General features: G+C 60.8%; 25 protein-coding genes. 15 read left to right on the top strand and 10 right to left on the bottom strand.

What is annotated here, in order from left to right; all coding sequences use genetic code 11:
- Positions 1–160 precede the first annotated feature (160 nt).
- Entirely contained in the window at positions 161–1,102 is a 942-nt protein-coding gene (locus BFQ03_RS24785) for an AEC family transporter (RefSeq protein WP_065944209.1), read from the top strand.
- A gap of 15 nt (positions 1,103–1,117) precedes the next feature.
- Here the strand turns inward: BFQ03_RS24785 and BFQ03_RS24780 are convergent, their stop codons facing one another.
- The 6 genes from BFQ03_RS24780 to gatC form a co-directional block, all read right to left on the bottom strand.
- A complete protein-coding gene (locus tag BFQ03_RS24780) occupies positions 1,118–1,501 on the bottom strand; it encodes a carboxymuconolactone decarboxylase family protein (RefSeq protein ID WP_032860107.1) in 384 nt (127 codons plus the stop codon).
- Entirely contained in the window at positions 1,498–2,559 is a 1,062-nt protein-coding gene (locus BFQ03_RS24775; protein WP_032860106.1) for a calcium/sodium antiporter, read from the bottom strand. Before BFQ03_RS24775 ends, BFQ03_RS24780 begins: the two co-directional genes overlap by 4 nt.
- A gap of 44 nt (positions 2,560–2,603) precedes the next feature.
- The gene (locus tag BFQ03_RS24770; RefSeq protein WP_032860105.1) at positions 2,604–2,975 is read right to left on the bottom strand and encodes a septal ring lytic transglycosylase RlpA family protein; all 372 of its coding nucleotides are present in this window, start codon (positions 2,973–2,975) and stop codon (positions 2,604–2,606) included.
- Positions 2,976–3,132: 157 nt separating this feature from the next.
- Entirely contained in the window at positions 3,133–4,578 is a 1,446-nt protein-coding gene (gene gatB, locus BFQ03_RS24765) for an Asp-tRNA(Asn)/Glu-tRNA(Gln) amidotransferase subunit GatB (protein ID WP_032860104.1), read from the bottom strand.
- Positions 4,579–4,588: 10 nt separating this feature from the next.
- Positions 4,589–6,040, bottom strand: a complete 1,452-nt coding sequence (gene gatA / locus BFQ03_RS24760) for an Asp-tRNA(Asn)/Glu-tRNA(Gln) amidotransferase subunit GatA (protein ID WP_032860103.1) — start codon at positions 6,038–6,040, stop codon at positions 4,589–4,591.
- A 16-nt stretch (positions 6,041–6,056) separates the two neighbouring features.
- Positions 6,057–6,344 carry an Asp-tRNA(Asn)/Glu-tRNA(Gln) amidotransferase subunit GatC gene (gene gatC / locus BFQ03_RS24755; RefSeq protein WP_032860102.1) on the bottom strand — a complete coding sequence of 96 codons (288 nt, stop codon included), beginning with the start codon at positions 6,342–6,344 and terminating at the stop codon, positions 6,057–6,059.
- 210 nt (positions 6,345–6,554) lie between these two features.
- Here gatC and mreB point away from each other — a divergent pair, with 210 nt between their 5' ends.
- The 8 genes from mreB to tldD all read left to right on the top strand — a co-directional run bounded on the left by mreB (position 6,555) and on the right by tldD (position 17,716).
- Positions 6,555–7,592 carry a rod shape-determining protein MreB gene (gene mreB / locus BFQ03_RS24750; protein WP_002555108.1) on the top strand — a complete coding sequence of 346 codons (1,038 nt, stop codon included), beginning with the start codon at positions 6,555–6,557 and terminating at the stop codon, positions 7,590–7,592.
- A 138-nt stretch (positions 7,593–7,730) separates the two neighbouring features.
- Positions 7,731–8,807 carry a rod shape-determining protein MreC gene (gene mreC, locus BFQ03_RS24745; protein WP_082445572.1) on the top strand — a complete coding sequence of 359 codons (1,077 nt, stop codon included), beginning with the start codon at positions 7,731–7,733 and terminating at the stop codon, positions 8,805–8,807.
- Positions 8,807–9,295: a rod shape-determining protein MreD gene (gene mreD, locus BFQ03_RS24740; protein WP_032860100.1), complete on the top strand. Its 489-nt coding sequence runs from the start codon at positions 8,807–8,809 to the stop codon at positions 9,293–9,295. Before mreC ends, mreD begins: the two co-directional genes overlap by 1 nt.
- Positions 9,296–9,345: 50 nt before the next feature.
- The gene (locus BFQ03_RS24735) at positions 9,346–9,942 is read left to right on the top strand and encodes a Maf family protein (protein ID WP_032860099.1); all 597 of its coding nucleotides are present in this window, start codon (positions 9,346–9,348) and stop codon (positions 9,940–9,942) included.
- 69 nt (positions 9,943–10,011) lie between these two features.
- Entirely contained in the window at positions 10,012–11,469 is a 1,458-nt protein-coding gene (gene rng / locus BFQ03_RS24730) for a ribonuclease G (protein ID WP_032860098.1), read from the top strand.
- A gap of 75 nt (positions 11,470–11,544) precedes the next feature.
- On the top strand, positions 11,545–15,360 hold the full coding sequence (locus BFQ03_RS24725; protein ID WP_065944208.1) for a YhdP family protein: 3,816 nt from the start codon (positions 11,545–11,547) through the stop codon (positions 15,358–15,360).
- A gap of 48 nt (positions 15,361–15,408) precedes the next feature.
- Positions 15,409–16,257, top strand: coding sequence for a carbon-nitrogen hydrolase family protein (locus tag BFQ03_RS24720; RefSeq protein ID WP_065944207.1), 849 nt, complete (start codon positions 15,409–15,411; stop codon positions 16,255–16,257).
- 16 nt (positions 16,258–16,273) lie between these two features.
- A complete protein-coding gene (tldD, locus tag BFQ03_RS24715; RefSeq protein WP_065944206.1) occupies positions 16,274–17,716 on the top strand; it encodes a metalloprotease TldD in 1,443 nt (480 codons plus the stop codon).
- A 45-nt stretch (positions 17,717–17,761) separates the two neighbouring features.
- On the opposite strand, the gene yjgA is transcribed toward tldD, so the two are convergent.
- A complete protein-coding gene (gene yjgA / locus BFQ03_RS24710; RefSeq protein WP_029291815.1) occupies positions 17,762–18,283 on the bottom strand; it encodes a ribosome biogenesis factor YjgA in 522 nt (173 codons plus the stop codon).
- A 108-nt stretch (positions 18,284–18,391) separates the two neighbouring features.
- On the opposite strand from yjgA, the gene pmbA reads away from it, so the two are divergent.
- From pmbA to BFQ03_RS24680, 6 genes are all read left to right on the top strand, one after another.
- Positions 18,392–19,738, top strand: coding sequence for a metalloprotease PmbA (gene pmbA, locus BFQ03_RS24705; protein ID WP_032860094.1), 1,347 nt, complete (start codon positions 18,392–18,394; stop codon positions 19,736–19,738).
- Positions 19,739–19,890: 152 nt separating this feature from the next.
- Positions 19,891–20,286, top strand: coding sequence for a FagA protein (locus BFQ03_RS24700; protein WP_065944205.1), 396 nt, complete (start codon positions 19,891–19,893; stop codon positions 20,284–20,286).
- The gene (locus BFQ03_RS24695; protein ID WP_065944204.1) at positions 20,279–21,655 is read left to right on the top strand and encodes a class II fumarate hydratase; all 1,377 of its coding nucleotides are present in this window, start codon (positions 20,279–20,281) and stop codon (positions 21,653–21,655) included. The genes BFQ03_RS24700 and BFQ03_RS24695 overlap by 8 nt, the downstream gene beginning before the upstream one ends.
- A gap of 27 nt (positions 21,656–21,682) precedes the next feature.
- On the top strand, positions 21,683–22,126 hold the full coding sequence (locus tag BFQ03_RS24690) for a hypothetical protein (protein ID WP_032860091.1): 444 nt from the start codon (positions 21,683–21,685) through the stop codon (positions 22,124–22,126).
- Position 22,127: 1 nt separating this feature from the next.
- Positions 22,128–22,739, top strand: coding sequence for a superoxide dismutase (locus BFQ03_RS24685; RefSeq protein WP_032860090.1), 612 nt, complete (start codon positions 22,128–22,130; stop codon positions 22,737–22,739).
- Between the two features lie 31 nt (positions 22,740–22,770).
- Entirely contained in the window at positions 22,771–23,664 is an 894-nt protein-coding gene (locus BFQ03_RS24680; RefSeq protein WP_038443334.1) for a ZIP family metal transporter, read from the top strand.
- 148 nt (positions 23,665–23,812) lie between these two features.
- Here the strand turns inward: BFQ03_RS24680 and BFQ03_RS24675 are convergent, their stop codons facing one another.
- From BFQ03_RS24675 to ptsN, 3 genes are read right to left on the bottom strand one after another with little or no spacing between them, the layout of a single operon-like run.
- Positions 23,813–24,085 (bottom strand): HPr family phosphocarrier protein, encoded by a 273-nt coding sequence (locus tag BFQ03_RS24675; protein ID WP_057438107.1) that lies wholly within the window; start codon positions 24,083–24,085, stop codon positions 23,813–23,815.
- A gap of 16 nt (positions 24,086–24,101) precedes the next feature.
- Entirely contained in the window at positions 24,102–24,959 is an 858-nt protein-coding gene (rapZ, locus tag BFQ03_RS24670; RefSeq protein ID WP_032860087.1) for an RNase adapter RapZ, read from the bottom strand.
- Positions 24,960–24,961: 2 nt separating this feature from the next.
- Complete coding sequence (gene ptsN / locus BFQ03_RS24665; protein WP_032860086.1) at positions 24,962–25,426, bottom strand: PTS IIA-like nitrogen regulatory protein PtsN; 465 nt, start codon at positions 25,424–25,426, stop codon at positions 24,962–24,964.
- Between the last annotated feature and the right edge of the window lie 2 nt (positions 25,427–25,428).

Below are 25,428 nucleotides of genomic sequence, written 5' to 3'. Positions count from 1 at the left end.
ACTCTCAAGCGAGAGCTTGGTATTACCTCCTACAAAATAGGCACAGTTCCCTGTTTTTATTTTTTAGTTAGTGCTCATGTTTAGAAATGAAATGTGAACAGTCGGTGCCACTGCTTTATCATTGCAACTCCCTGAAAACAGGACTTAAGGCTGATACAGCATGCTCGCCATTTTCCTTGCGACGCTCACCATCACCGCACCGGTGTTTGCCATGCTGTTCCTGGGGGCGTTGCTCAAGCGCATCAGTTGGATCAACGACAACTTTATCCACACCGCATCGGCCCTGGTGTTCAACGTCACCATGCCGGCGTTGCTGTTTCTGGGGATTCTGCACGCCGACCTGCATTCGGCGCTCAAGCCAGAACTGCTGATCTATTTCTCCTTGGCCACGGTCGTCAGCTTTGCCCTGGCCTGGGGCTGGGCGATCTTTCGTTGCCCGCGTGAGGATCGGGGCATCTATGCCCAAGGGGCATTTCGCGGCAATAACGGAGTGATCGGCCTGGCACTGGCGGCCAGCATGTATGGGGACTACGGGATCTCCCTCGGGGCGATCCTCGCGGGGCTGGTGATCCTGTTCTACAACACCCTGTCGACCATCGTGCTGGCAGTCTATAGCCCGGTGATCAAGTCTGACCCGTGGAGCATCTGCAAGAGCGTACTGGCCAACCCGTTGATTCTCAGCGTGATTGCCGCCACACCGTTTGCCTATTTCCAGATTGGCCTGCCCGGTTGGCTGCAAACCTCCGGTCAGTACCTGGCGGACATGACGCTGCCCATGGCCCTGATCTGCATTGGCGGCACTTTGTCACTGGCTGCATTGCGCCAAAGCGGCAACATGGCGTTGAGCGCCAGCCTGGTGAAGATGATTGGCTTGCCGGTCGTGGCAACGCTGGGGGCTTGGTTGTATGGCTTCCGGGGGCCGGAGTTGGGGATTCTGTTCCTGTATTTCGGCGCGCCGACGGCCGCTGCCAGTTTTGTCATGGCCCGTGCGGCCCAGGGTAATCATGAACTGGCGGCGGCGATTATTGTGATCACCACCTTGATGGCGGCGGTGACCACCAATATCGGGATCTTTGTGTTGCAGGCGGGTGGCTGGGTGTAGGAGACAAACTCGCTCCTACAAAGGGGGTTGCTGATAACTGTCGATCACTTCCTGGGCCGCCCGAAACGCATCAATCGCCGCCGGCACGCCGGCATACACCGCGCAATGCAGCAGTGCCTCGCGAATTTCTTCAACAGTACAGCCATTGTTCAGCGCACCGCGTACATGGCCCTTGAGTTCTTGCGGGCACTTCAAGGCGGTCAGCGCCGCGAGGGTAATCAGGCTGCGGGTCTTCAGCGGCAGGCCTTCACGGTTCCACACTCCACCCCAGGCATGTTCGTTGACGAAGTCCTGCAACGGCTGAGTGAACTCGGTGGCATTGCCCAGGGCGCGATCGACAAACGCATCGCCCATTACCTGGCGACGCATTTCTACGCCGGATTTCGCTTGATCGGTCATTGCGACTCCCTCTTGTGTTGACGGCGCCAGGCTCGCAGCGAGGTGAATAACAGGAACGCCACCAGCGCTGGCAGGACGTAATACAGCATCAATTGTTCAAGTTTGTTGGCCAGCGGCATGCCCGTGGTGAATGACACCACGTGCAGCCCATAAGCCAGGTACAACCCCAGCAGCAGCAAACCTTCGGCGCGGGTGATGCGGTAGCCGGTGTAAAACACCGGCAGGCACAACACCACGACGCCGAGCATCACCGGCAAGTCGAAATCCAGGGCGTTGGGCGACACCGACAAGGGCAACGGCGCCACCAGCGCGGTAAAGCCCAGCACTCCCAACAGATTGAACAGGTTGCTGCCGATCACGTTCCCCACCGCAATCTCCCGTTCGCCGCGCAGGGCGGCGATCAGTGAGGTTGCGAGGCACGGCAGGGACGTGCTGACGGCAACGATGGTCAGGCCGATCACCCGCTCGGACAGGCCCAGGTCGCTGGCCACTTCCACCGCCGCTCCCAACACCAGATGCCCGGCGAACATCAGCAACACGAGCCCGCCGATCATCCACAGCAAACTGCTCAGCCACGGCGCCTGTACCACCGTGTCGCGGGTCCGTGGGCGGCGCGAGTGGCGGGTCTGGTACAGCAACAGACCCAGGTAGGCGAGCAGGGCGGCAAGCAAGGCCAGGCCGTCAAGCGGTGTCAGTTCTTCATCACTGGCGAGAATAAACAGCAGCATGCTGGCGCCGATCATCACCGGGATATCCAGGCGCACCAATTGCCGCGACACGCGCAGGGGAATGATCAGCGCCGAGAGGCCAAGCGTCACGAGGATATTGAAGATGCTGCTGCCAATCACACTGCCCACCGCAATATCGGTGTTACCGGCGAGGGTGGCTTGCAGGCTGACGGCGATTTGTGGCGCGCTGCTGCCAAAGGCGACGATGCTCAAGCCTATGATCAGCGGCCTGACCTTGAGGCTGGCGGCCAGGCGCACGGCGGCGCGCACCAGCATTTCGGCACCGGCAATCAGCAGCAGCAGGCCGCTGATCAGTTCAATCAGGCTCATGGGCGAGAGGGCGCTTAATCCGAAAATGGCCAGGGCTCCGTCAGTCAGTTGTTCAGGGCTTGCACGCGCACGCGCGCGGTGCCGCTGCGCAGCATACCCAACTGCTCGGCGGCCTGGCGTGAAAGATCGATCAACCGGCCACGGATGTGCGGGCCGCGATCATTGATGCGCACCACCACGGATTTGTCGTTGGCAAGATTGGTAACCTTGACCCGCGTGCCGAACGGCAGGCGCCGGTGAGCGGCGGTCAGGGCGTGTTGGTTGAAGGGTTCACCGCTGGCGGTTTTCTTGCCGTGGTGCTTGGCGCCGTAGTAGGACGCGGTGCCGGTTTCGTCGTAGCCGTTGGGGTCGATCATGCCGCTGGCGCAGCCGGTGAGCAGGGAGAACAGGGCCAGGAGGCCGAGCAGACGCTTCATTTTCAAGGTGTCCCCAAAATTGATGTGGGGACCGACCCCTGTAGGAGCTGGCTTGCCTGCGATGCGGGCGCCTCGGTGTTTCAGATGCACCGAGGTGATGCTATCGCAGGCAAGCCAGCTCCTACAGAAGCCGGTTCCTACAGGGCGGCAACCGTTATCAGCCTTCGAGCTTGCTCTTGAGCAATTCGTTCACCTGTTGCGGGTTGGCCTTGCCTTTGGAGGCCTTCATCGCCTGGCCCACAAAGAAGCCGAACATCTTGCCGCGCTTGGCTTCATCCGCCGCGCGATACTGCTCGACCTGCTCGGCGTTGGCCGCGAGCATTTCATCAAGAACGGCCGAGATGGCGCCGCTGTCGGTGACTTGCTTGAGGCCGCGCTTCTCGATGATCTCGTCGGCACTGCCTTCACCGCTGGCCATGGCTTCAAACACGGTCTTGGCGATTTTGCCGGAGATGGTGTTGTCCTTGATGCGCAGCAACATGCCGCCCAACTGCTCGGCCGAGACCGGTGCTTCGTCGATTTCCAGCCCCTGCTTGTTCAACAGGCTGCCCAACTCGACCATGACCCAGTTGGCCGCCAGTTTGGCGTCGCCGGCGATGCTCACGACTTTTTCGAAGTAGTCCGCTTGCTCGCGGCTCGACGCCAGGACGCTGGCGTCGTACACCGAAAGACCGAACTGCGCCTGGAAGCGCTCGCGTTTTTGCGGTGGCAATTCTGGCAGGGTGGCGCGCACGTCATTGAGGAACGAGTCCTCGATCACCACCGGCAACAGGTCCGGATCGGGGAAGTAACGGTAGTCGTTGGCTTCCTCCTTGCTGCGCATGGCGCGGGTTTCGTCTTTGTTCGGGTCGTACAGGCGGGTCTGCTGGATCACCTTGCCGCCGTCTTCGATCAATTCGATCTGGCGACGCACTTCGGTGTTGATCGCCTTCTCGATGAAGCGGAACGAGTTGACGTTCTTGATCTCGCAGCGGGTGCCGTACTCGGCCTGGCCTTTTGGCCGCACCGACACGTTGCAGTCGCAACGCAGGGAGCCTTCGGCCATGTTGCCGTCGCAGATGCCCAGGTAACGCACCAGCGCGTGGATCGTCTTGACGTAGGCCACGGCTTCCTTGGCACTGCGCATGTCCGGCTCGGATACGATTTCCAGCAGCGGCGTCCCGGCGCGGTTCAGGTCGATGCCGCTGGCGCCGTTGAATTCTTCATGCAGGCTCTTGCCGGCATCTTCTTCCAGGTGCGCACGGGTCACACCGACACGTTTGATCGTGCCGTCTTCCAGCGGGATGTCCAGGTAGCCCTTGCCGACGATCGGCAACTCCATCTGGCTGATCTGGTAGCCCTTGGGCAGGTCCGGGTAGAAGTAGTTCTTGCGCGCAAACACGTTGTGCTGGCCGATCTCGGCGTCAATCGCCAGGCCGAACATCACCGCCATGCGCACCGCTTCCTGGTTCAGTACTGGCAATACGCCGGGCATGCCCAGGTCTACCAGGCTGGCCTGGGTGTTGGGCTCAGAGCCGAACGTGGTGGCGCTACCGGAGAAAATCTTCGATTGGGTGGCGAGCTGGGTATGAATCTCCAGCCCGATCACAACTTCCCATTGCATAGTGTTCTCCTCAGAAGCCGGTTGGGGTGCGAGTGTGCCAGTCAGTGTTCAACTGGTACTGGTGCGCCACATTGAGCAAGCGGCCTTCCTGGAAATACGGGGCGAGCAACTGCACGCCCACCGGCAGCCCGTCGACGAAACCGGCTGGCATGGACAAGCCTGGCAAGCCCGCGAGGTTGGCGGTGATGGTGTACAGGTCTTCCAGGTACTCGGCGATCGGGTCGCCGGTCTTGGCACCGATCTTCCAGGCCGGGTTCGGCGTGGTCGGGCCGATGATCACGTCGACTTCATTAAAGGCCGCCATGAAGTCGTTCTTGATCAGGCGTCGGATTTTCTGCGCCTTGAGGTAGTACGCATCGTAGTAGCCAGCCGACAGGGCGTAGGCACCGACCATGATCCGGCGCTGTACTTCCACGCCGAAGCCTTCGCCACGGGAGCGCTTGTACAGGTCGGTGAGGTCTTTCGGGTCTTCACAGCGGTAGCCGAAACGTACGCCGTCGAAACGCGACAGGTTGGACGAGGCTTCAGCCGGGGCGATCACGTAATAAGCCGCAATTGCGTGCTGGTTGTTCGGCAGGCTGATTTCCTTGATCACCGCGCCAAGCTTTTCCAGCTCCTTGATGCTGTTGTGCACCAGTTCGGCGATACGCGGGTCGAGACCGGCGCTGAAGTACTCTTTCGGCACGCCGATGCGTAGGCCCTTGAGCGAGGTATTGAGGCTGGCGCTGTAGTCCGGCACCGGCTCATCGATGCTGGTGGAGTCCTTTGTATCGAACCCAGCCATGCCTTGTAACAATATTGCGCAGTCTTCGGCAGTGCGAGCCAGAGGGCCGCCTTGGTCGAGGCTGGACGCGTAGGCAATCATGCCCCAGCGGGAAACGCGACCGTACGTCGGTTTCAAACCGGTGAGGTTGGTGAATGCCGCAGGCTGGCGGATCGAGCCGCCGGTATCGGTGGCCGTGGCGGCCGGCAGGAAGCGCGCAGCAACGGCTGCGGCCGAACCACCGGACGAACCGCCAGGCACGTGCTCCAGGTTCCACGGGTTTTTCACCGCGCCGTAGTAGCTCGATTCGTTGGCCGAGCCCATGGCGAACTCGTCCATGTTGGTCTTGCCCAGGGTCACAGCCCCGGCCTCGGCCAGCTTGGCGACGACAGTGGCGTCGTAGGGCGCCTTGAAGTTGTCGAGCATCTTCGAGCCGCAACTGGTGCGGATGCCCTGGGTGCAGAACAGGTCCTTGTGACCGATTGGCGCACCCAGCAGCGCGCCGTTTTCACCGTTGGCGCGACGGGCGTCGGCGGCCTTGGCCTGGCCTAGGGCCAGCTCCTCGGTGAGGCTGATGAAGCTGTTGACCTTCGGATCCAGTGCGGCGATACGTGCCAGCAGGGTCTGGGTCAGCTCTTCGGAAGAAAACTTTTTGTCGGCGAGACCGCGGGCGATCTCGGCCAGAGTCATTTGATGCATTGCAGGCTCTTTCCCTTTAGTCGATGACTTTCGGAACCAGGTACAGGCCGTTTTCGACCGCTGGTGCGATGGACTGGTAGGCCTCGCGGTGATTGCGCTCGGTCACGACGTCTGCGCGCAGGCGCTGGCTGGCTTCCAGTGGGTGAGCCAGGGGCTCGATGCCGTCGGTATTGACGGCCTGCATTTGGTCGACCAGCCCGAGAATGCTGTTCAGGGCTGCGGTGGTCTGTGGAAGATCGGCTTCATTGAGGCCCAGGCAGGCCAGATGAGCGATTTTTTCCACGTCGGAGCGTTCAAGCGCCATGGGATTCTCCAGTGGAAAACAGAACGGAAGCTATCCGTGTGTTAGATTGTCGGAACACTACCGCATTTCTACGGTCATATGGCCGCGATTGTGGGGTTAGGTGCACAGAAAGTCGGTCAATTTAGCACATTGGCGCCTTGCCCAAAATCCCTGTCGTTGTTAGAGTTTGCCGCACTTTTTTACCCACGCGTTGCCTAGGGTCCCTTTCCCATGTTCAAGAAACTGCGTGGCATGTTTTCCAGCGATCTTTCCATTGACCTGGGCACTGCCAACACCCTTATTTACGTGCGCGAGCGCGGTATCGTCCTGAATGAGCCATCGGTTGTGGCCATTCGGACCCATGGTAATCAGAAAAGTGTCGTTGCCGTGGGCACCGAGGCCAAGCGGATGCTCGGCCGTACACCTGGCAACATTGCCGCCATTCGTCCGATGAAAGACGGCGTGATCGCCGACTTCAGCGTCTGCGAGAAGATGCTGCAGTACTTCATCAACAAGGTTCACGAAAACAGTTTCCTGCAGCCCAGCCCTCGTGTGCTGATCTGCGTGCCCTGCAAGTCCACCCAGGTGGAGCGTCGTGCCATCCGTGAATCGGCCCTTGGCGCCGGTGCTCGTGAAGTGTTCCTGATCGAGGAGCCAATGGCTGCTGCGATCGGTGCCGGCCTGCCGGTTGAAGAGGCGCGCGGTTCGATGGTGGTGGATATCGGTGGTGGTACCACCGAGATCGCCCTGATTTCCCTCAATGGTGTGGTGTATGCCGAATCCGTACGCGTAGGCGGCGACCGCTTCGACGAAGCGATCATCACTTATGTGCGCCGTAACTACGGCAGCCTGATCGGCGAATCCACCGCCGAGCGCATCAAGCAGGAAATCGGCACCGCTTACCCGGGTGGCGAAGTGCGCGAAGTCGATGTGCGCGGTCGCAACCTGGCCGAAGGCGTGCCACGTGCCTTTACCCTGAACTCCAATGAAGTGCTGGAAGCTCTGCAAGAGTCCCTGGCCACCATCGTTCAGGCAGTAAAAAGCGCCCTGGAGCAATCGCCGCCGGAACTGGCTTCCGATATCGCCGAGCGTGGCCTGGTACTGACCGGTGGTGGCGCCTTGCTGCGCGACCTCGACAAGTTGCTGGCCCAGGAAACCGGTCTGCCGGTGATCGTCGCCGAAGACCCGCTGACCTGTGTGGCTCGTGGCGGTGGTCGTGCACTGGAAATGATGGATAAACACACCATGGACCTGCTCTCCAGCGAATAAGATCGTTGGTTGCGCCATGTTTCGCCAACAGGCAGCACTTTGCAGTGCTGCCTGTTGGCGTTTATCTTCTTCAATCTGCATCCAGGCCGGTTTGATGCCGTATGAATAAAGAGAATATCTGCCCGGGAGGAGCGGCCTATTAAACCGCTCTTCACTAAAGGCCCCTCATTGGGCGTGCGCTTGTTGGTGCTGGTCGTGCTATCGGTCGCGCTGATGGTGGTCGATGCCCGCTTCACACTGCTCAAACCAGTGCGTAGCCAGATGTCGCTGGTATTGATGCAGTCCTACTGGATCACTGACCTGCCACAACGGCTATGGCAAGGTGTGGCCAGCCAATTTGGCAGCCGTACCGAACTGGTGGCCGAGAACGAAAAACTCAAGACCGAAAACCTGCTGTTGCAGGGGCGCATGCAAAAGCTGGCGGCCCTGACCGAGCAGAACGTTCGACTGCGCGAGTTGCTCAATTCTTCCGCGCTGGTCAACGAAAAGGTCGAAGTGGCCGAGTTGATCGGCATGGACCCCAACCCTTTCACCCACCGCATCATCATCAACAAGGGCGAGCGCGATGGCGTGGTTCTTGGCCAGCCGGTGCTCGATGCCCGTGGCCTGATGGGGCAGGTGGTGGAGTTGATGCCCTATACCTCCCGCGTGCTGCTGCTGACCGACACCACCCATAGCATTCCGGTGCAGGTCAACCGCAACGGCCTGCGGGCTATTGCCAGCGGCACGGGCAACCCGGAGCGCCTGGAACTGCGGCATGTGGCGGACACCGCCGACATCAAGGAAGGTGACCTGCTGGTCAGCTCCGGCCTTGGCCAGCGGTTCCCGGCAGGCTACCCCGTGGCGACGGTCAAGGAAGTGATCCACGATTCCGGCCAGCCCTTTGCGATTGTCCGCGCGGTGCCGACGGCTGCGCTGAACCGCAGCCGCTACCTGTTGCTGGTGTTCAGTGACACCCGCACGCCGGAAGAGCGCGCCAACGAAGCCGCCCAGGCCCAGGAAGCGCAGGACCGGCAAGAAGGCAGCACGACGCCGATTATTCCGGCAACCGTACCCAAGCCTGCAGCGCCAGCTGCAACCGTTACGACACCGCCTGCAACCACCACGCCTGCCGTGGCGACGCCAGCCCAGCCTGCTCGCCCTGTGAAACCCGCGGCAACGACACCAGCGGCACCTGCAGCTGCGCCGGCAACCACCCGACAGAGGGCGCAATAATGGCCGGTACTCATTCGCGCAATGGCTGGATAGTCTGGCTGACCTTCGCCATCGGCATGCTGCTCAGCGTCTCGCCGATGCCGCAGTTCATGGAAATCCTGCGCCCGCTGTGGCTCGCATTGCTGCTGGCCTTCTGGTCGCTGGCTTTGCCGCACAAGGTCGGGATGGTCACGGCCATGTGCCTGGGGCTGGCCGAAGACGTCATGTATGGCACGTTGCTGGGCCAGAACGCGTTGATCCTCACCCTGATTACCTTTCTGGTGTTGTCGTTGCAGCAACGCTTACGCATGTTTCCGATGTGGCAGCAGAGCCTGGTGATTCTGGTGATCTTCGGCCTGGCCCAGTTGGTGCAACTGTGGCTCAGTGCCTTGACCGGCAACCGTCAGCCGACCCTGGCGCTGGTCTTGCCGGCCCTGGTCAGTGCGCTGTTGTGGCCATGGATCAGCTTTGGCCTGCGTGGTTTGTGTCGTCGCTATAAAATCAATTGAGTGGGGTGCGAGGCTCTGCCTGGTTATCGAACCCACAGGGAGAGTCTGCAATGCATGCACTTTATCTGGCCTCCGGCTCTCCTCGGCGACGTGAACTGCTGACCCAGATCGGCGTGCCGTTCACCGTGGTCAACGCCGCCATTGATGAAACGCCCCTGGGCGACGAATCGCCTGCGTCCTACGTCGAGCGCCTGGCCCGTGGCAAAGCCGCCGCTGGCCTGGCGACATTGGCCGATACCACAAATGCCTGCGTGTTGGGGGCCGATACTGCCGTCATCCTTGATGGCCGGATCCTTGGGAAACCCCTGGACCAGGCCGATGCCTTGGCCATGTTGCTGGCCCTTTCTGATCGTGAACACGAAGTCCTTACCGCCATTGCGGTGCTTGATGACCAGCGCTGTGAAACGCGCCTGGTCAGTAGTCGCGTGCGCTTTCGCAAGGTTTCAACACAAGAAGCAACGACTTACTGGCACAGCGGTGAGCCCCAGGACAAGGCGGGCGGCTATGCTATCCAAGGGCTGGCAGCGGTGTTTGTCGCCGGGCTCAATGGCAGTTACTCCGCGGTCGTCGGCCTGCCGGTCTGCGAAACAGCAGAACTGCTGGGCCATTTCGGCATACCCTGTTGGCAACACCTTTGCGCGCGCTGAACGCTTTACTCCAGCGCCACCTATAAGCGATCGGCCACTATTGTGAAAACGCCTGAACGAGACCCAGCCATGAGTGAAGAGATTCTGATCAATATCACGCCGATGGAATCGCGCGTGGCGGTGGTAGAAAACGGTGTCTTGCAGGAAGTGCATGTCGAGCGCACCCAGAAGCGCGGGATTGTCGGCAACATCTATAAAGGCAAGGTCGTGCGGGTATTGCCGGGCATGCAGGCGGCGTTTGTCGATATCGGCCTGGACCGTGCTGCATTTATCCATGCTTCGGAAATTTCCCTGCGCGAAGGTCCGGCGGTCGAGAGCATCAGCGCCCTGGTACACGAAGGGCAGAGCCTGGTGGTGCAAGTCACCAAGGACCCGATTGGCTCCAAGGGCGCACGCCTGACCACGCAACTGTCGATTCCTTCGCGCTATCTGGTGTACATGCCGCGCACTGCCCACGTCGGCATTTCCTTGAAGATAGAAGATGAAGGCGAGCGTGAGCGCCTGAAAAAGGTCGTCAGTGATTGCGTGGCGGCCGAAGGCATCAAGGAAGTGGGTGGCTTTATCCTGCGCACCGCCGCCGAGGGCGCCGGTGCCGATGAAATCCTCATGGATATCCGCTATCTGCGTCGCCTGTGGGATCAGATTGATACCCAGATCAAGACGATCGGCGCACCGAGCGTCATCTATGAAGACCTGGGCCTGGCCCTGCGTACCCTGCGCGACCTGGTCAGCCCCAAGATCGAGAAAATTCGCATCGACTCGCGGGAAACCTTCCAGCGCACCACGCAATTTGTTGCCGAACTGATGCCGGAAATCGCCGATCGCCTGGAGCACTATCCCGGTGAACGGCCGATATTCGACCTGTATGGCGTCGAGGATGAAATCCAGAAGGCCCTGGAGCGCAAGGTGCCGCTCAAGTCCGGTGGCTACCTGGTAGTGGACCCGGCGGAAGCGATGAGCACCATCGACGTTAACACCGGTGCCTTTGTCGGCCATCGCAACCTTGAAGAAACCATCTTCAAGACCAACCTCGAAGCTGCCACCGCCATCGCTCGCCAACTGCGTCTGCGCAACCTGGGCGGGATCATCATCATCGACTTCATCGACATGGAAGATGAAGAGCACCAGCGCCAGGTATTGCGCACCCTTGAAAAACAACTGGAGCGCGATCACGCCAAGACCAACATCATCGGTATCACCGAGTTGGGCCTGGTGCAGATGACCCGCAAGCGTACTCGCGAAAGCCTTGAGCAGGTGCTGTGCGAGCCGTGCAGCAGCTGCCAGGGGCGCGGTAAATTGAAGACCCCGGAAACGGTTTGCTACGAGATTTTCCGGGAAATCCTACGGGAGGCACGCGCTTACCAGGCCGAGGGTTATAGAGTCTTGGCCAACCAGAAGGTGGTTGACCGCTTGCTCGACGAAGAGTCGGGCAACGTTGCGGAGTTGGAGGGTTTTATTGGCCGCACCATCCGTTTCCAGGTCGAAACCATGTATTCCCAGGAACAATACGACGTGGTGCTGCTCTGATCGGCATCAGTCTTTTTCAACGAGACCGGCAGACCGTGATCTGCCGTCCGACTATTACCTTGAGGGTCGCCTGACATGGAGCGTCTGAAACGCTTTTTTGCCGCACTGACCCGTTGGGGCCTTGGCCTGTGTGCATTGCTGTTGGTGCTGGCGGCGGTCTACGTCAGCCTGGGCCGTGAATTGACGCCGCTGGTCGCGGAGTATCGCGCCGAAATCGAGGCCAAGGCACAGGCGGCGGTCGATATGCCGCTGAGTATTGGTAGCCTGGAAGGGCGCTGGAGCGGCTTTGCCCCGGTACTGCTGGCCCATGATGTGATGGTCGGCGAGGGCAGCAGTGCCTTGCGCCTGGACCAGGTGCAAGTGGTGCCTGACGTCTGGGCCAGCCTGCTGGCGTGGGATGTGCGTATCGCCCACCTGGAAGTCAGCGGCTTGCAGGTCAGCGTCAAGGAAGGCAAGGACGGCCAGTGGGCACTGCAAGGCCTGCCGATGCAGGACGACCAGCCCCTGGATCCGGAGCAGTTGCTCAAGCGCATGCAGGCCGTGGCGAAGGTCTCGCTGCTGGACAGCCAGGTGACCTTGCAGCCGTTCGAGCAGGCGCCGCTGACCTTGACCTATGTGGGTTTGAGCCTGCAAACCGGCGCGACTCGCCAGCGCCTCGACGCCCGCCTGACCCTGCCTGATGGGCAGCCGCTGGCCCTTAGCCTGCGTACGCGGATCCGTGCCAGCCAGTGGAAGGACGGTGAAGTCCAGGCATACCTGAGCCTGCCCCAGAGCAACTGGGCGCAGTGGGTTCCGGCAAAGTTGACGGGTGATTGGAAACTCAGCGAACTGAAAGCCGGCGGCGAGTTCTGGCTGACCTGGGCCAACGGCACGTTGCAAAGCGCGGCCGCCCGGCTCAATGCACCGCAGGTAAAAGTCCGCTACGCCCAGCGCAAGCCTGCAAGCATCCAGAACCTGGCCTTGACGGCTTACCTGCAACGCAGTGACAGCGGCCTGAAGGTTGTCTTCGATTCGTTGGCCATGAACCTGGGGGAGACTCGCTGGGAGTCGCACCTGCAATTGCAGCAAACCCTGGCCACCGACAAGACCCAGGAAATCTGGAACTTGCAGGCTGACCGCCTGAACCTGACGCCCATCACCCCATTGCTCAACGCCCTGGCGCCGCTGCCGGAAGGTTTTGCCAAGACCGTCGAGGCGCTGAAGGCCACAGGCATGCTGCGCAATGTGCGGGTGGATTATCGTCCCCAGGAGACGGGCGACCAGCGCGTCAGCTTTGCCGCCAACCTTGACCGCGTGGGTTTTGACGCCTATTTCGGCGCGCCAGCGGCGCGCAATGTGTCCGGCAGTATCAGCGGTGACCTGGGCCAGGGTGAGCTGCGCATGGACAGCAAGGACTTTGCCTTGCATCTGTTCCCGATTTTCGACAAGCCTTGGCAATACATCCAGGCCAATGCCCGCCTGACGTGGAAACTGGATAAGCAAGGTTTCACCTTGATTGCGCCGTACATCAAGGTGCTGGGCGAAGAGGGCAAGATCGCGGCGGATTTCCTGATTCGCCTGCATTTCGATCATAGCCAGGAAGACTACATGGACCTGCGGGTCGGCATGGTCGACGGTGATGGGCGTTTTACCCCCAAGTATCTGCCGGCGGTCCTCAGCCCGGCCCTGGATGAATGGCTGAGTACGGCCATTCTCAAGGGGGCGGTCGATGAAGGTTTCTTCCAGTATCAAGGCTCGCTGAACCATGATGCGGTGACGGCCGCGCGCAATATCAGCCTGTTCTTCAAGGTGCGCGACGCCGAACTGGCGTTCCAGCCCGGCTGGCCCCATGTCAGCAAGGTCGCCGGTGAAGTGTTTGTCGAAGAAACCGGCGTGCGCATCCTGGCCAGCAAGGGGCAATTGCTCGACACCAAGGTCAAGGACATCTACGTCAATATTCCCCATGCGCTGCCTGGGCATGACAGCCACCTGCTGCTCACGGGTGGGTTTGCCGGCGGGTTGGGCGATGGCCTGAAGATCCTCCAGGAAGCGCCCATCGGCACGGCATCGACGTTTGCCGGATGGAAAGGCGAGGGCGACCTGCAAGGTTCGCTGAACCTGGATATTCCCCTGGCCAAGGGTACCGAGCCGAACATCGTGGTGGATTTCAAGACCGACAAGGCACGCCTGCAACTGGCCGAACCTACCCTGGATCTGAACCAGCTCAAAGGCGAGTTCCGCTTCGACAGCGCCAAGGGCCTGAGTGGGCAGAACATCAGCGCCCAAGCCTTCGACCGGCCTATCACGGCGCAGATTGCTGCCGGCGGCAAGCCGGGCAATCTCAGCACACGGGTCACGGCCAAGGGCCAGGTGACGGTCAAGCGGCTCACCGACTGGCTGAAAGTCAGCCAGCCACTGCCGGTGTCCGGGGACATCCCGTATCAGTTGCAGCTCGACCTGGATGGTGCCGATAGCCAACTGATGGTCAGCTCTAACCTCAAGGGCGTGGCGGTAGATTTGCCGGCACCGTTTGGCATGCCCGCCAGCCAGGGGCGTGACAGCGTGTTCCGCATGACCTTGCAGGGTAAGGAACGGCGTTACTGGTTTGACTACGGTGAACTGGCGAACTTTACCTTCGCCGCGCCCGCAGACAACTTTGCCCAGGGCCGTGGCGAGCTGTTCCTCGGTGATGGCGATGCCTTGCTGCCGGGTGGCAAGGGGCTGCGGATTCGTGGTGTGCTGTCGGAGCTGGATATCGATCCCTGGAAGAAACTGGTGGACCGTTATGCCGGCAATGATCCCGGTGGCAACGCCAAGCAACTGTTGAGCAGTGCTGATTTCAAGATCGGCAAGCTGACGGGGCTTGGTACTCGCTTCGACCAGGTCAACCTGCAATTGGATCGCAAGCCCGCCGCCTGGGGCCTGCAATTCGACAGCCAGCAAGCCAAGGGCACTGTTGGCCTGCCGGATGCCAAGGGCGCCCCGATTGCCATCAACCTGCAATACGTGAAGCTGCCTGCGGTCGATCCGACGGTACAGGCCGATGAAAATGCACCTGATCCCCTGGCCGATATTGACCCCAAGGACATTCCGGCGCTGGATATCGCGATTGACCAGTTGTTCCAGGGGCCTGACTTGATCGGCGCCTGGTCATTGAAAGTTCGCCCGACGGCCAAGGGCATGGCCTTCAACAACCTCGACCTGGGCCTCAAGGGCATGCAGCTCAAGGGGGCCGGTGGCTGGGAAGGTGTGCCGGGCGCCACCAACAGTTGGTACAAGGGGCGCCTGGACGGCAAGAACATCGCCGATGTGCTCAAGGGCTGGGGCTTTGCGCCGACCGTGACCAGCGAGAGTTTCCATCTGGACGTGGACGGGCGTTGGCCGGGTTCGCCGGCCTGGGTCGGTCCCAAGCGTTTCTCCGGCAGCCTGGATGCGTCGTTCCGCAAGGGCCAGTTTGTCGAGGTGGAAGGTGGGGCCCAGGCGTTGCGGGTATTCGGCCTGCTGAACTTCAACTCGATTGGCCGGCGCTTACGCCTGGACTTCTCGGACTTGCTCGGCAAGGGCCTGAGCTACGACCGAGTCAAGGGCTTGCTGGTCGCCAGTAACGGTGTGTTTGTGACCCGTGAGCCGATTACCCTGACAGGGCCGTCGAGCAATCTGGAGATCAACGGCACCCTGGATCTGGTGGCCGATCGTATCGATGCCAAGTTGTTGGTGACACTGCCTGTGACCAACAACCTGCCAATTGCTGCGTTGATCGTGGGCGCGCCGGCCATTGGTGGCGCACTGTTCCTCATCGACAAGCTGATCGGCGATCGGGTCTCGCGTTTCGCCAGTGTTCAGTACAAGGTGGAAGGGCCATGGAAAGATCCCAAAATCACCTTCGACAAGCCATTTGAAAAACCACAATAAGCGCCTGTGGAGTAGCATGGCCCCATGCTTTTTATGGAGTGTGGGCCCATGTCCTTTGCGGTAATCCAGATGGTCAGCCAGAGCGATGTCCTGGCCAACCTGGCCCAGGCTCGGCGTTTGCTGGAACAGGCTGCGGCAGGCGGTGCGCAGCTTGCGGTATTGCCGGAGAACTTCGCCGCCATGGGCCGTCGCGACGTGGCTGAGCTTGGCCGTGCCGAAGCCTTGGGCGAGGGACCGATCCTGCCCTGCTTGAAACTGGCCGCCCGTGACCTCAACTTATGGATAGTGGCCGGCACATTGCCGTTGCCCCCACTGGGTCAGCCCGACGCCAAGTCCAACGCCTGCTCGTTGTTGATCGACGCGCAGGGGCAAATCGTCGCCCGCTACGACAAGCTGCACTTGTTCGACGTGGACGTGGCTGACGCGCGCGGGCGGTATCGTGAATCCGACGACTATGCTTACGGCAACCAGGTGGTGGTGGCCGATACGCCGGTCGGGCGCCTGGGGCTGACGGTTTGCTATGACTTGCGCTTCCCGGAGTTGTACAGCGAATTGCGTGCTGCGGGGGCTGAATTGATTACCGCACCCTCGGCCTTTACGGCGGTAACCGGGGCTGCACACTGGGATGTGTTGATCCGTGCGCGGGCCATCGAAACCCAGTGTTATCTGCTGGCCGCCGCCCAGGGTGGAGTGCATCCGGGGCCTCGGGAAACCTATGGCCACGGGGCGATTATCGACCCGTGGGGGCGAGTGCTGGCGCAACAGGATCAAGGCGAAGCGGTGTTGTTGGCCGAACGCGATAGCAACGAACAAGCGTCGATACGGGCGCGCATGCCGGTGGCAGGCCACCGGCGCTTTTTCTCGCAGGGCGCACAGCGACCTGCTTCAGAACGATGAATTTAAGGCCGAACCTATGAGCGAGTTGTTGTCCTCAGTCAGTGAACACCTCCTGGCGCCCGGTGGCGTGACCATCGAAAGTCTGCAAACCGTACTGGGCGACCTGGCCGGGCCGGGCATCGATGCTGCCGACCTGTATTTCCAGGGGCAGATCTCCGAGTCCTGGTCCCTGGAAGACGGGATCGTCAAGGACGGTAGCTTCAACCTCGACCAAGGGGTTGGCGTGCGTGCGCAGTCCGGTGAGAAGACCGGCTTTGCCTACAGCAACGCCATCACCCTGGAAGCCCTGGGCCTTGCAGCCCGCGCAGCCCGCTCGATTTCCCGGGCCGGGCAGAACGGCACCGTGCAGGCGTTCAGCACCCAGGACGTGACCCAGTTGTACGGCCCGGACAACCCGCTGGAAGTCATGACCCGTGCCGAAAAGGTCGAGTTGCTCAAGCGTGTGGATGCTGCAACCCGTGCCCTCGATCCGCGTATCCAGCAGGTGAGCGTGAGCATGGCCGGCGTCTGGGAGCGCATCCTGGTGGCGTCCACCGATGGCAGCCTGGCGGCGGATGTGCGGCCGCTGGTGCGCTTCAATGTCAGTGTGATCGTTGAGCAGAACGGTCGTCGCGAGCGCGGCGGCCATGGCGGCGGCGGGCGTACGGATTATCGCTATTTCCTCAGCGAAGACCGCGCCATGGGCTATGCCCGCGAGGCGTTGCGCCAGGCGCTGGTCAACCTGGAAGCCATTCCGGCGCCGGCGGGTACGTTGCCGGTGGTGCTCGGTTCCGGCTGGTCTGGCGTGTTGCTTCACGAAGCCGTGGGCCATGGCCTGGAAGGCGACTTCAACCGCAAGGGCAGCTCCGCCTACAGCGGGCGTATGGGCGAGATGGTTGCCTCCAAACTCTGCACCATCGTCGATGACGGTACATTGGCCGGTCGCCGTGGCTCGCTGAGTGTCGATGACGAAGGCACACCCACCGAGTGCACCACGCTGATCGAAAACGGCGTGCTCAAGGGCTATATGCAAGACAAACTCAACGCGCGCCTGATGGGCGTGGCGCGCACCGGCAACGGTCGCCGTGAGTCCTACGCGCATTTGCCGATGCCACGCATGACCAATACCTACATGCTGGCGGGCGAAAGCGACCCGGCAGAGATCATTGCCTCGGTCAAACGTGGGATCTATTGCGCCAATCTGGGTGGCGGCCAGGTGGATATCACCAGCGGCAAGTTCGTGTTCTCCACCAGCGAAGCCTATTTGATCGAGGACGGCAAGATCACCGCACCGGTCAAGGGCGCAACCTTGATTGGCAACGGCCCGGAAGCCATGAGCAAGGTGTCGATGGTTGGCAACGACCTGGCGCTGGACAGCGGCGTGGGGATGTGTGGCAAGGACGGGCAGTCGGTGCCGGTCGGTGTCGGCCAGCCAACCCTGAAAATTGATGCGATCACCGTGGGTGGCACGGGGTCGTAAGGCGTGGAGCTTCGGGTGGCGAAGACCGCCACCCGGGGAAGAGGATCAGCGCAGGCCGCGTTGAGTCTCGTCCAGCTCACGGATGTACTTGAAGATTTTACGGCTGGTCGCCGGCGCCTTGTTCTGTGCCAGTTCGTGCTGGGCCTGACGGATCAGGGAGCGCAGTTGCTGGCGGTCGGCATCCGGATAATCCAGGACGAACTTCTCCAATACAGCGTCGTCACCGCCGATCAGGCGGTCGCGCCAACGTTCCAGGTTATGGAAACGTTCGTTGTACTGGCGAGTAGAGGCATCGAGTTGGTCGAGCAAGGTCAGAATGGCGTCAGTGTCCTGGTCGCGCATCAGCTTGCCGATAAACATGATGTGCCGTTTACGCGCGATATTCGCGGTGTGCTTGGGTGCATCCGCCAGGGCCCGACGCATTTCGTCGGTCAATGGCAGTTTGGCAATCAAGTCCGGCTTGAGTGTTGTAAGGCGCTCGCCGAGATCAACCAGAGCATGCAGCTCACGTTTGACCTGGGTTTTGCTTTTCTCCCCATCGAGGGAGTCGTCGTAAGAATCAACCATGGTGGCAGTCCGCAAAGAAACGCCGCCATGATAACCAGTCGGGGGCCGCTTGTCCGGCCCGGTCGCTCGATGGCCTTAACCGAAAGCAGAATTTGAGTGGAGAAAACCATGAGTGCAGCCCAAAGCGTCGGTCCACAAGCATTACCGGCACTGCAGGAACAAGTTGAGCAGATTATTGCCGAGGCCAAGCGCCAGGGCGCCAGTGCCTGTGAAGTGGCGGTGTCGCTGGAGCAGGGCCTGTCGACTTCGGTACGCCAACGGGAAGTGGAAACCGTTGAATTCAACCGCGACCAGGGCTTTGGCATCACCTTGTATGTGGGGCAGCGCAAAGGTTCGGCCAGTACTTCGGCCAGCGGCCCGGAAGCGATTCGTGAAACTGTCGCCGCCGCGTTGGCGATTGCCAAGCACACCTCCGAAGACGAGGCGTCGGGCTTGGCCGATGCCGCCTTGATGGCGCGGGACCTGAAGGATTTCGATCTGTATCACGCCTGGGATATCACCCCCGAGCAGGCCATCGAAAAGGCCCTGGCCTGCGAAGCCGCAGCGTTTGATACCGACAGCCGGATCAAGAATGCCGATGGCACCACCTTGAGCACCCACCAGGGTTGCCGGGTGTATGGCAACAGCCACGGGTTTATCGGTGGTTATGCGTCGACGCGTCATAGCCTGAGCTGCGTGATGATCGCCGAGGCCGATGGCCAGATGCAGCGTGACTACTGGTACGACGTAAGCCGCCAGGGTGAGTTGCTGGCGGACCCTGCAAGCATTGGCCAGCGCGCCGCGCAACGGGCAGCGAGTCGTCTGGGCGCACGCCCGGTGCCGACATGTGAAGTGCCGGTGCTGTTTTCGGCAGAGTTGGCAGGTGGTCTGTTTGGCAGCTTCCTGGGCGCGATTTCCGGGGGCAACCTGTACCGCAAGTCGTCGTTCCTTGAAGGCGCGCTGGGCCAGAAGCTGTTTCCCGAGTGGCTGACCCTGGATGAGCGCCCACACCTGATGCGGGCCATGGGCAGCTCGGCGTTCGACGGCGATGGCCTGGCGACCTACGCCAAGCCGTTTGTCGAGAACGGCGAGTTGGTGTCCTACGTGCTCGGGACCTACGCCGGGCGCAAGCTGGGCTTGCCCAGTACCGCGAACTCCGGTGGCGTCCACAACCTGTTCGTGACCCATGGCGACGAAGACCAGGCGGCGCTGCTGCGGCGCATGGGCCGTGGCTTGCTGGTGACCGAGTTGATGGGCCATGGCTTGAACATGGTCACCGGCGATTATTCCCGGGGCGCGGCGGGGTTCTGGGTGGAAAATGGCGAAATCCAGTTCGCCGTCCAGGAAGTGACCATCGCCGGCAATATGCGTGACATGTTCAAGCAGATTGTCGCCGTGGGTAACGACCTGGAACTGCGTAGCAATATCCGCACCGGCTCGGTGCTGATCGAGCGCATGACCGTCGCTGGCAGCTAAGCGTCAACCCGTTGCACAGAAGCGCCACCCCTTGGGGTGGCGCTTTTTTTTGCCTGGAATATCGCAAGGCCGAAAAAGGTATAGGTTCAATAGCTTGTTTTGATTCTCAATATCATTTAATAATAAATATCATTATCGAATGAGCGTGGGTCATGAGTTCTGTCTTGCACGAGGATCCCTACCTGGAAAGCTGGCGCTGGATGAGTCGTCAGATTCGCTGCGGGCTCAACCCTGATGAGCCACGCCTGATCGAACACTACTTGAGCGAAGGGCGCTATCTGGCCTGCTGTACGGCCACACACCCGTGGACCATTGCCGAGACCTCGTTCCACCTGCTGATTGACACCGCCAGTGATATCGCCTTGCCCTGGCATTGGCGCTCCGTGTGCTTGGACCAGGCCTGGCGCCCGCTGCGGGACCTGGAAAACCTTTCTCACTGTGCCTGCCGCCTCAAGCGCTGGCAGACCTTTGCCTGGCAATTGGCGACCTGTGAATTGTTGCCGTCTATTTCTCACTCCGACTTGGTGCAAGGATCTTCCGATGAGTAATACCCGTATCGAACGCGACAGCATGGGCGAGTTGCAAGTCCCCGCAGAGGCTTTGTATGGCGCCCAGACTCAGCGTGCGGTGAACAACTTTCCGATCAGCCACCAACGCATGCCGACCCAGTTCATTCGCGCCCTGATCCTGGCCAAGGCTGCGGCCGCCAAGGCCAATGTCGATCTCAAGCAGATCAGCGAAGGCCAGGGCAAAGCCATCGTCGAGGCAGCCCAAGGCTTGTTGGAAGGCGACTTCATGCAGCACTTTCCGGTGGATATCTTTCAGACCGGTTCCGGCACCAGTTCCAACATGAATGCCAACGAAGTGATTGCGACCCTGGCCAGCCGCCTGCTGGGTGAGCCGGTCAACCCAAACGATCACGTCAACTGCGGGCAAAGCAGCAACGACATCATCCCGACCACTATCCACGTTAGCGCTGCGCTGGTGCTGCATGAGCAGACGTTGCCGGCGCTGCTGCACTTGGTTGAAGTTATCGAGCACAAGGCGGTTGAAGTCCATCCGTTCATCAAGACCGGACGTACGCACCTCATGGATGCCATGCCGGTGCGCATGAGCCAGGTCCTGGAGGGGTGGGCGCAGCAGCTCAAGGCCAATATCGGTCACCTGCAAGGCCTGCTGCCAAGCCTGCAAGCCTTGGCGCAGGGCGGTACTGCGGTAGGCACCGGAATCAACGCACACCCTGAGTTTGCTGCGCGTTTCAGCCAGCAACTGAGCAACCTGACCCAAGTGCATTTCACACCGGGCAAGAACCTGTTCGCCTTGATTGGCTCCCAGGACACCGCCGTGGCTGTTTCCGGCCAACTCAAAGCCATTGCCGTAACGCTGATGAAAATCGCCAACGACCTGCGCTGGATGAACTCCGGCCCACTCGCAGGCCTCGGTGAAATCGAACTCGAAGGCCTGCAGCCGGGGTCTTCGATCATGCCGGGCAAGGTCAACCCGGTGATTCCGGAGGCCACCGCGATGGTTGCGGCACAGGTTATCGGCAATGACAGCGTGATCACGATTGCGGGGCAGTCCGGCAACTTCGAGCTGAACGTGATGCTGCCGATCATCGCCCAGAACTTGCTCGGCAGCCTGGAGTTGCTGGCCAACTCCAGCCGCCTTCTGGCAGACAAGGCCATCGCCAGCTTCAAGGTCAACGAGCCCAAGCTCAAGGAAGCCTTGTCGCGCAATCCGATCCTGGTCACCGCACTCAACCCGATCATTGGTTACCAAAAGGCTGCTGAAATCGCCAAGAAAGCCTATCAACAAGGCCGGCCGGTGATTGATGTGGCTCTCGAACACACCGACTTGCCGCGCAGCCAACTGGAGGTCCTGCTGGACCCGGAAAAGCTCACGGCGGGCGGTGTGTAATCACCGACCCTGCTTTGGAGGCTCACCATGGAGCACTGGAAACGCACGATCGAACGGGCCAATCGCTGCTTTATGCAGGGCGAACTGGTGGATGCCCGCGAGCATTACCTGCAGGCGCTGGCCCTGGCCCAAGTGTTGTTCGAGCGCTGGGGTGATGCCGACGAAGCCGTGGCAGCTTGTGTCATTTCCCATCACAACCTGGCGGACCTGCATCTGCGCCTGAACCAGCCTGAAGAAAGCGCCGAATACCTCTGCGCCATTCACCAGCGCTTGCTGCAGACCATGCAGGACACCCGGCTGCCGCAAGCCTTGCGCGAGGCGGCCTTGCGCCAGAGCAGCAAGACCTACGTTGAACTGTTGAATTTCATCAGCGATCACGGCGAGTACCCCCGTACCCATCGCTTGCTGGGCAGCAATACGGCGCAGACGGATGTGCCGACCCGCAACAGCCCTTTTTATGGAGCCCATTGATATGACTTACACCTTGCCTGCCTTGCCTTACGCCTACGATGCCCTGGAACCGCATATCGATGCGCAAACCATGGAAATCCACTACACCAAGCACCACCAGACCTATATCAATAACCTCAATGCCGCCGTCGAAGGCACTGAGTTTGCCGGCTGGCCGGTAGAGAAGCTGGTCTCGAGCGTCCAGCAACTGCCGGAAAAACTGCGTGCGGCGGTGATCAACCAAGGCGGTGGGCATGCCAACCACTCGTTGTTCTGGGCGGTCATGTCGCCCAAGGGTGGCGGTAAGCCCGAGGGCGTCCTGGGCCAGGCGATTGATGCGCAGTTGGGTGGTTTTGACGCGTTCAAGGATGCATTCACCAAGGCCGCGCTGACTCGTTTTGGCAGTGGTTGGGCCTGGCTGAGTGTCACCCCGCAAAAGACCCTTGTCGTCGAAAGCAGTGGCAACCAGGACAGCCCATTGATGAACGGCAATACGCCGATCCTCGGCCTGGATGTCTGGGAGCACGCCTACTATCTGCTCTATCAAAACCGCCGCCCTGAATACATCAACGCCTTCTACAGTGTGATCAACTGGCCGGAAGTCGCTGAGCGCTACCAGGCTGCACTGGCTTAATGCCCTCTCATAACAAGATCTAAGGCCGACTATGGGCACTGAAACACTGGCGATCAGCAGCGTGCGAATGTTCCGTTATGCGTTTGGCTCGTTGCTGCTATTGGCGGGAACTGCATTGCTGGTGGCCCACGGGCTGGCCTGGCTGAACCTGGAACCACGGATTCTGCGGGCCCTGCAGGGTGGCGCAATTTGTGCCCTGGGTACGGCATTGGGCGCGGTGCCGGTCCTGGTGATCCGGCGGATGCCGCTGGCGGTCAGCGACACATTGCTGGGCTTTGGTGCCGGGGTGATGCTGGCGGCGACGGCGTTTTCGCTGGTCGTGCCGGGAATCGCCGCCGCCGAAAACCTGGGATTGACGCCCTGGGCCTCCAGCGGGCTGATCAGTTTTGGCATCATGTTGGGCGCGTTCGGTTTGTTCCTGGTGGACCGCAAGGTCTCCGGGGCCAGCCCGGAGATGCTGGTCGGTACGCCCGACAAACCGGTGATTCCACCGCGTATCTGGCTGTTTGTGTTTGCCATCATTGCCCACAACATTCCCGAAGGTATGGCGGTGGGTGTCTCGGCCGGTGGCGGCATGCCTGATGCGGATAGCCTGGCCATGGGCATCGCCTTGCAGGATGTGCCCGAGGGGCTGGTGATTGCATTGGTGCTGGCAGGGGCGGGGATGTCGCGGGTCAAGGCATTCCTGATCGGCGCGGCGTCCGGGCTGGTGGAGCCGGTGTTTGCCGTGCTTTGTGCCTGGCTGGTCAGCCTGGCCGAGATGCTATTACCTTTGGGCCTGGCCCTGGCGGCTGGGGCGATGCTATTGGTGGTGACTCATGAAGTGATTCCCGAGTCGCGGCGCAATGGCCATGACAAGCTGGCCAGCCTGGGGTTGTGCATCGGGTTTTGTCTGATGATGGCCATGGATACAGCGCTGGGCTGATCCTTTATTCAGGCGTTGCACAAAACCAACGTGGGAGCGGGCTTGCTCGCGATGGCGGTGGGTCAGTCAGATATATATCGGCTGACACCCAGCTATCGCGAGCAAGCCCGCTCCCACATTGATTGGTGCTGCATTCAGGAAAGGCGAGCTATTCGCCTTCATCGAAGTAGTTATTGATCAACTTCACCAGTGCATCCAGCGCTTCCTGTTCCTGCTCACCTTCGGTCTTCAGATGGATCGTGGTGCCCTTGCCGGCAGCCAGCATCATCATCGCCATGATGCTTTTGCCGTCGACCATGGATTCTGGCGTACGCCCGGCACGGACCTGGCAAGGAAACTGGCCCGCAACCCCGACAAATTTGGCCGACGCGCGGGCATGCAAGCCCAGTTTGTTGATGATTTCAATTTCCAGAGCGGGCATCGCGAAGGTGTTCCTTTCAGCTGAGGTCGCGGTGGCGAACCTGGACATTCTTGAGGGTTTTCTGCAAGACCTGGCCCAGGCGCTCGGTCAGGTAGACGGAGCGGTGATGCCCGCCGGTACAGCCGATGGCGATGGTGACATAGGCCCGGTTGCTGGCGGCAAAGCGCGGCAGCCACTTGAGCAGGTAACTGGAGATGTCCTGGAACATCTCCTCGACATCCGGTTGGGCTGCCAGGTACTCGGCCACCGGCTGGTCCTGCCCAGACTGATCGCGCAGTTCCGGCTTCCAGTAGGGATTGGGCAGGCAGCGCACGTCAAACACCAGGTCGGCGTCTACCGGCATACCCCGCTTGAAGCCAAAGGATTCAACCAGGAAGGCCGTGCCGGGCTCCGGCTGGTTCAGCAGGCGCAGCTTGATGGCGTCACGCAGTTGGTAAAGGTTCAGGCTGGTGGTGTTGATCTTGAGGTCAGCCAAATCAATGATTGGCCCCAGTAGCTTGGTCTCGTCCTCGATGGCTTCGGCCAGCGAACGGTGCGGGCTGCTCAGCGGGTGGCGACGGCGGGTTTCCGAGAAACGCTTGAGCAGCGTTTCTTCGTCGGCATCCAGGTACAGCACGTCGCAATGGATATGCTTGGCGCGTACCTCTTCAAGCAGTTCCGGGAATCGCGTGAGGTGGCTGGGCAGGTTGCGTGCGTCGATCGATACAGCCACCAGCGGTTGAGCCAGCTCGGTATGGATCAGTGCGCGTTCGGCCAACTCGGGCAGCAGGCCTGCTGGCAAGTTGTCGATGCAATAAAACCCATTGTCCTCAAGCACGTTGAGGGCAGTACTTTTACCCGAGCCGGAACGCCCGCTGACGATGATCAAACGCATGATTACTGCCCGCTTTGCTCATCCAGGACAACCTGATACAGCGCTTCGTTGGTGCTAGCGCTGCGCAGCTTCTTACGTACTTCTTCACGGTCGAGCATGCTGGCGATCTGCCGGAGCAGCTCCAGGTGTGCATCGGTAGCGGCTTCCGGGACCAGCAGGACAAACAGCAGGTCAACCGGGGCGCCATCGATGGCGTCGAAATCAATGGGGGCCTCCAGGTGCAGCAGGGCGCTGACCGGGGTTTCGCAGCCTTTGAGGCGGCAGTGTGGAATGGCGATGCCGTTGCCAAAACCGGTCGAGCCGAGTTTTTCACGAGCAATCAGGGCCTCGTACACATCTTGCGTATCCAGCTCAGGCACTTCGCGGCCGATCAGGTTGGCAATCTGTTCGAGGGCTTTCTTTTTACTGCCGCCCGGCACGTTCACGAGGGAACGGCCGGGGGTCAGGATGGTTTCAAGTCGAATCATGG

This window comes from Pseudomonas sp. 25 R 14 (genome assembly GCF_900004755.1).
Lineage (GTDB): Bacteria > Pseudomonadota > Gammaproteobacteria > Pseudomonadales > Pseudomonadaceae > Aquipseudomonas > Aquipseudomonas brenneri.
Note: the sequence above shows the minus strand (reverse complement) of the source record. Positions and strands in the feature narration are given on the sequence as shown.

Excerpts from the sequence above, each read along its gene's own strand:
- rng (WP_032860098.1), top strand. The coding sequence starts at position 10,012 with ATGAGTGAAGAGATTCTGATCAATATCACGCCGATGGAATCGCGCGTG.
- BFQ03_RS24785 (WP_065944209.1), top strand. The coding sequence starts at position 161 with ATGCTCGCCATTTTCCTTGCGACGCTCACCATCACCGCACCGGTGTTT.
- BFQ03_RS24700 (WP_065944205.1), top strand. The coding sequence starts at position 19,891 with ATGAGTTCTGTCTTGCACGAGGATCCCTACCTGGAAAGCTGGCGCTGG.
- tldD (WP_065944206.1), top strand. The coding sequence starts at position 16,274 with ATGAGCGAGTTGTTGTCCTCAGTCAGTGAACACCTCCTGGCGCCCGGT.
- BFQ03_RS24685 (WP_032860090.1), top strand. The coding sequence starts at position 22,128 with ATGACTTACACCTTGCCTGCCTTGCCTTACGCCTACGATGCCCTGGAA.
- BFQ03_RS24770 (WP_032860105.1), bottom strand. The coding sequence starts at position 2,975 with ATGAAGCGTCTGCTCGGCCTCCTGGCCCTGTTCTCCCTGCTCACCGGC.
- yjgA (WP_029291815.1), bottom strand. The coding sequence starts at position 18,283 with ATGGTTGATTCTTACGACGACTCCCTCGATGGGGAGAAAAGCAAAACC.
- gatC (WP_032860102.1), bottom strand. The coding sequence starts at position 6,344 with ATGGCGCTTGAACGCTCCGACGTGGAAAAAATCGCTCATCTGGCCTGC.
- mreB (WP_002555108.1), top strand. The coding sequence starts at position 6,555 with ATGTTCAAGAAACTGCGTGGCATGTTTTCCAGCGATCTTTCCATTGAC.
- BFQ03_RS24675 (WP_057438107.1), bottom strand. The coding sequence starts at position 24,085 with ATGCCCGCTCTGGAAATTGAAATCATCAACAAACTGGGCTTGCATGCC.
- gatB (WP_032860104.1), bottom strand. The coding sequence starts at position 4,578 with ATGCAATGGGAAGTTGTGATCGGGCTGGAGATTCATACCCAGCTCGCC.
- BFQ03_RS24780 (WP_032860107.1), bottom strand. The coding sequence starts at position 1,501 with ATGACCGATCAAGCGAAATCCGGCGTAGAAATGCGTCGCCAGGTAATG.
- gatA (WP_032860103.1), bottom strand. The coding sequence starts at position 6,040 with ATGCATCAAATGACTCTGGCCGAGATCGCCCGCGGTCTCGCCGACAAA.
- BFQ03_RS24725 (WP_065944208.1), top strand. The coding sequence starts at position 11,545 with ATGGAGCGTCTGAAACGCTTTTTTGCCGCACTGACCCGTTGGGGCCTT.
- BFQ03_RS24680 (WP_038443334.1), top strand. The coding sequence starts at position 22,771 with ATGGGCACTGAAACACTGGCGATCAGCAGCGTGCGAATGTTCCGTTAT.
- BFQ03_RS24735 (WP_032860099.1), top strand. The coding sequence starts at position 9,346 with ATGCATGCACTTTATCTGGCCTCCGGCTCTCCTCGGCGACGTGAACTG.
- BFQ03_RS24695 (WP_065944204.1), top strand. The coding sequence starts at position 20,279 with ATGAGTAATACCCGTATCGAACGCGACAGCATGGGCGAGTTGCAAGTC.
- ptsN (WP_032860086.1), bottom strand. The coding sequence starts at position 25,426 with ATGATTCGACTTGAAACCATCCTGACCCCCGGCCGTTCCCTCGTGAAC.
- mreD (WP_032860100.1), top strand. The coding sequence starts at position 8,807 with ATGGCCGGTACTCATTCGCGCAATGGCTGGATAGTCTGGCTGACCTTC.
- BFQ03_RS24720 (WP_065944207.1), top strand. The coding sequence starts at position 15,409 with ATGTCCTTTGCGGTAATCCAGATGGTCAGCCAGAGCGATGTCCTGGCC.
- BFQ03_RS24690 (WP_032860091.1), top strand. The coding sequence starts at position 21,683 with ATGGAGCACTGGAAACGCACGATCGAACGGGCCAATCGCTGCTTTATG.
- pmbA (WP_032860094.1), top strand. The coding sequence starts at position 18,392 with ATGAGTGCAGCCCAAAGCGTCGGTCCACAAGCATTACCGGCACTGCAG.
- BFQ03_RS24775 (WP_032860106.1), bottom strand. The coding sequence starts at position 2,559 with ATGAGCCTGATTGAACTGATCAGCGGCCTGCTGCTGCTGATTGCCGGT.
- rapZ (WP_032860087.1), bottom strand. The coding sequence starts at position 24,959 with ATGCGTTTGATCATCGTCAGCGGGCGTTCCGGCTCGGGTAAAAGTACT.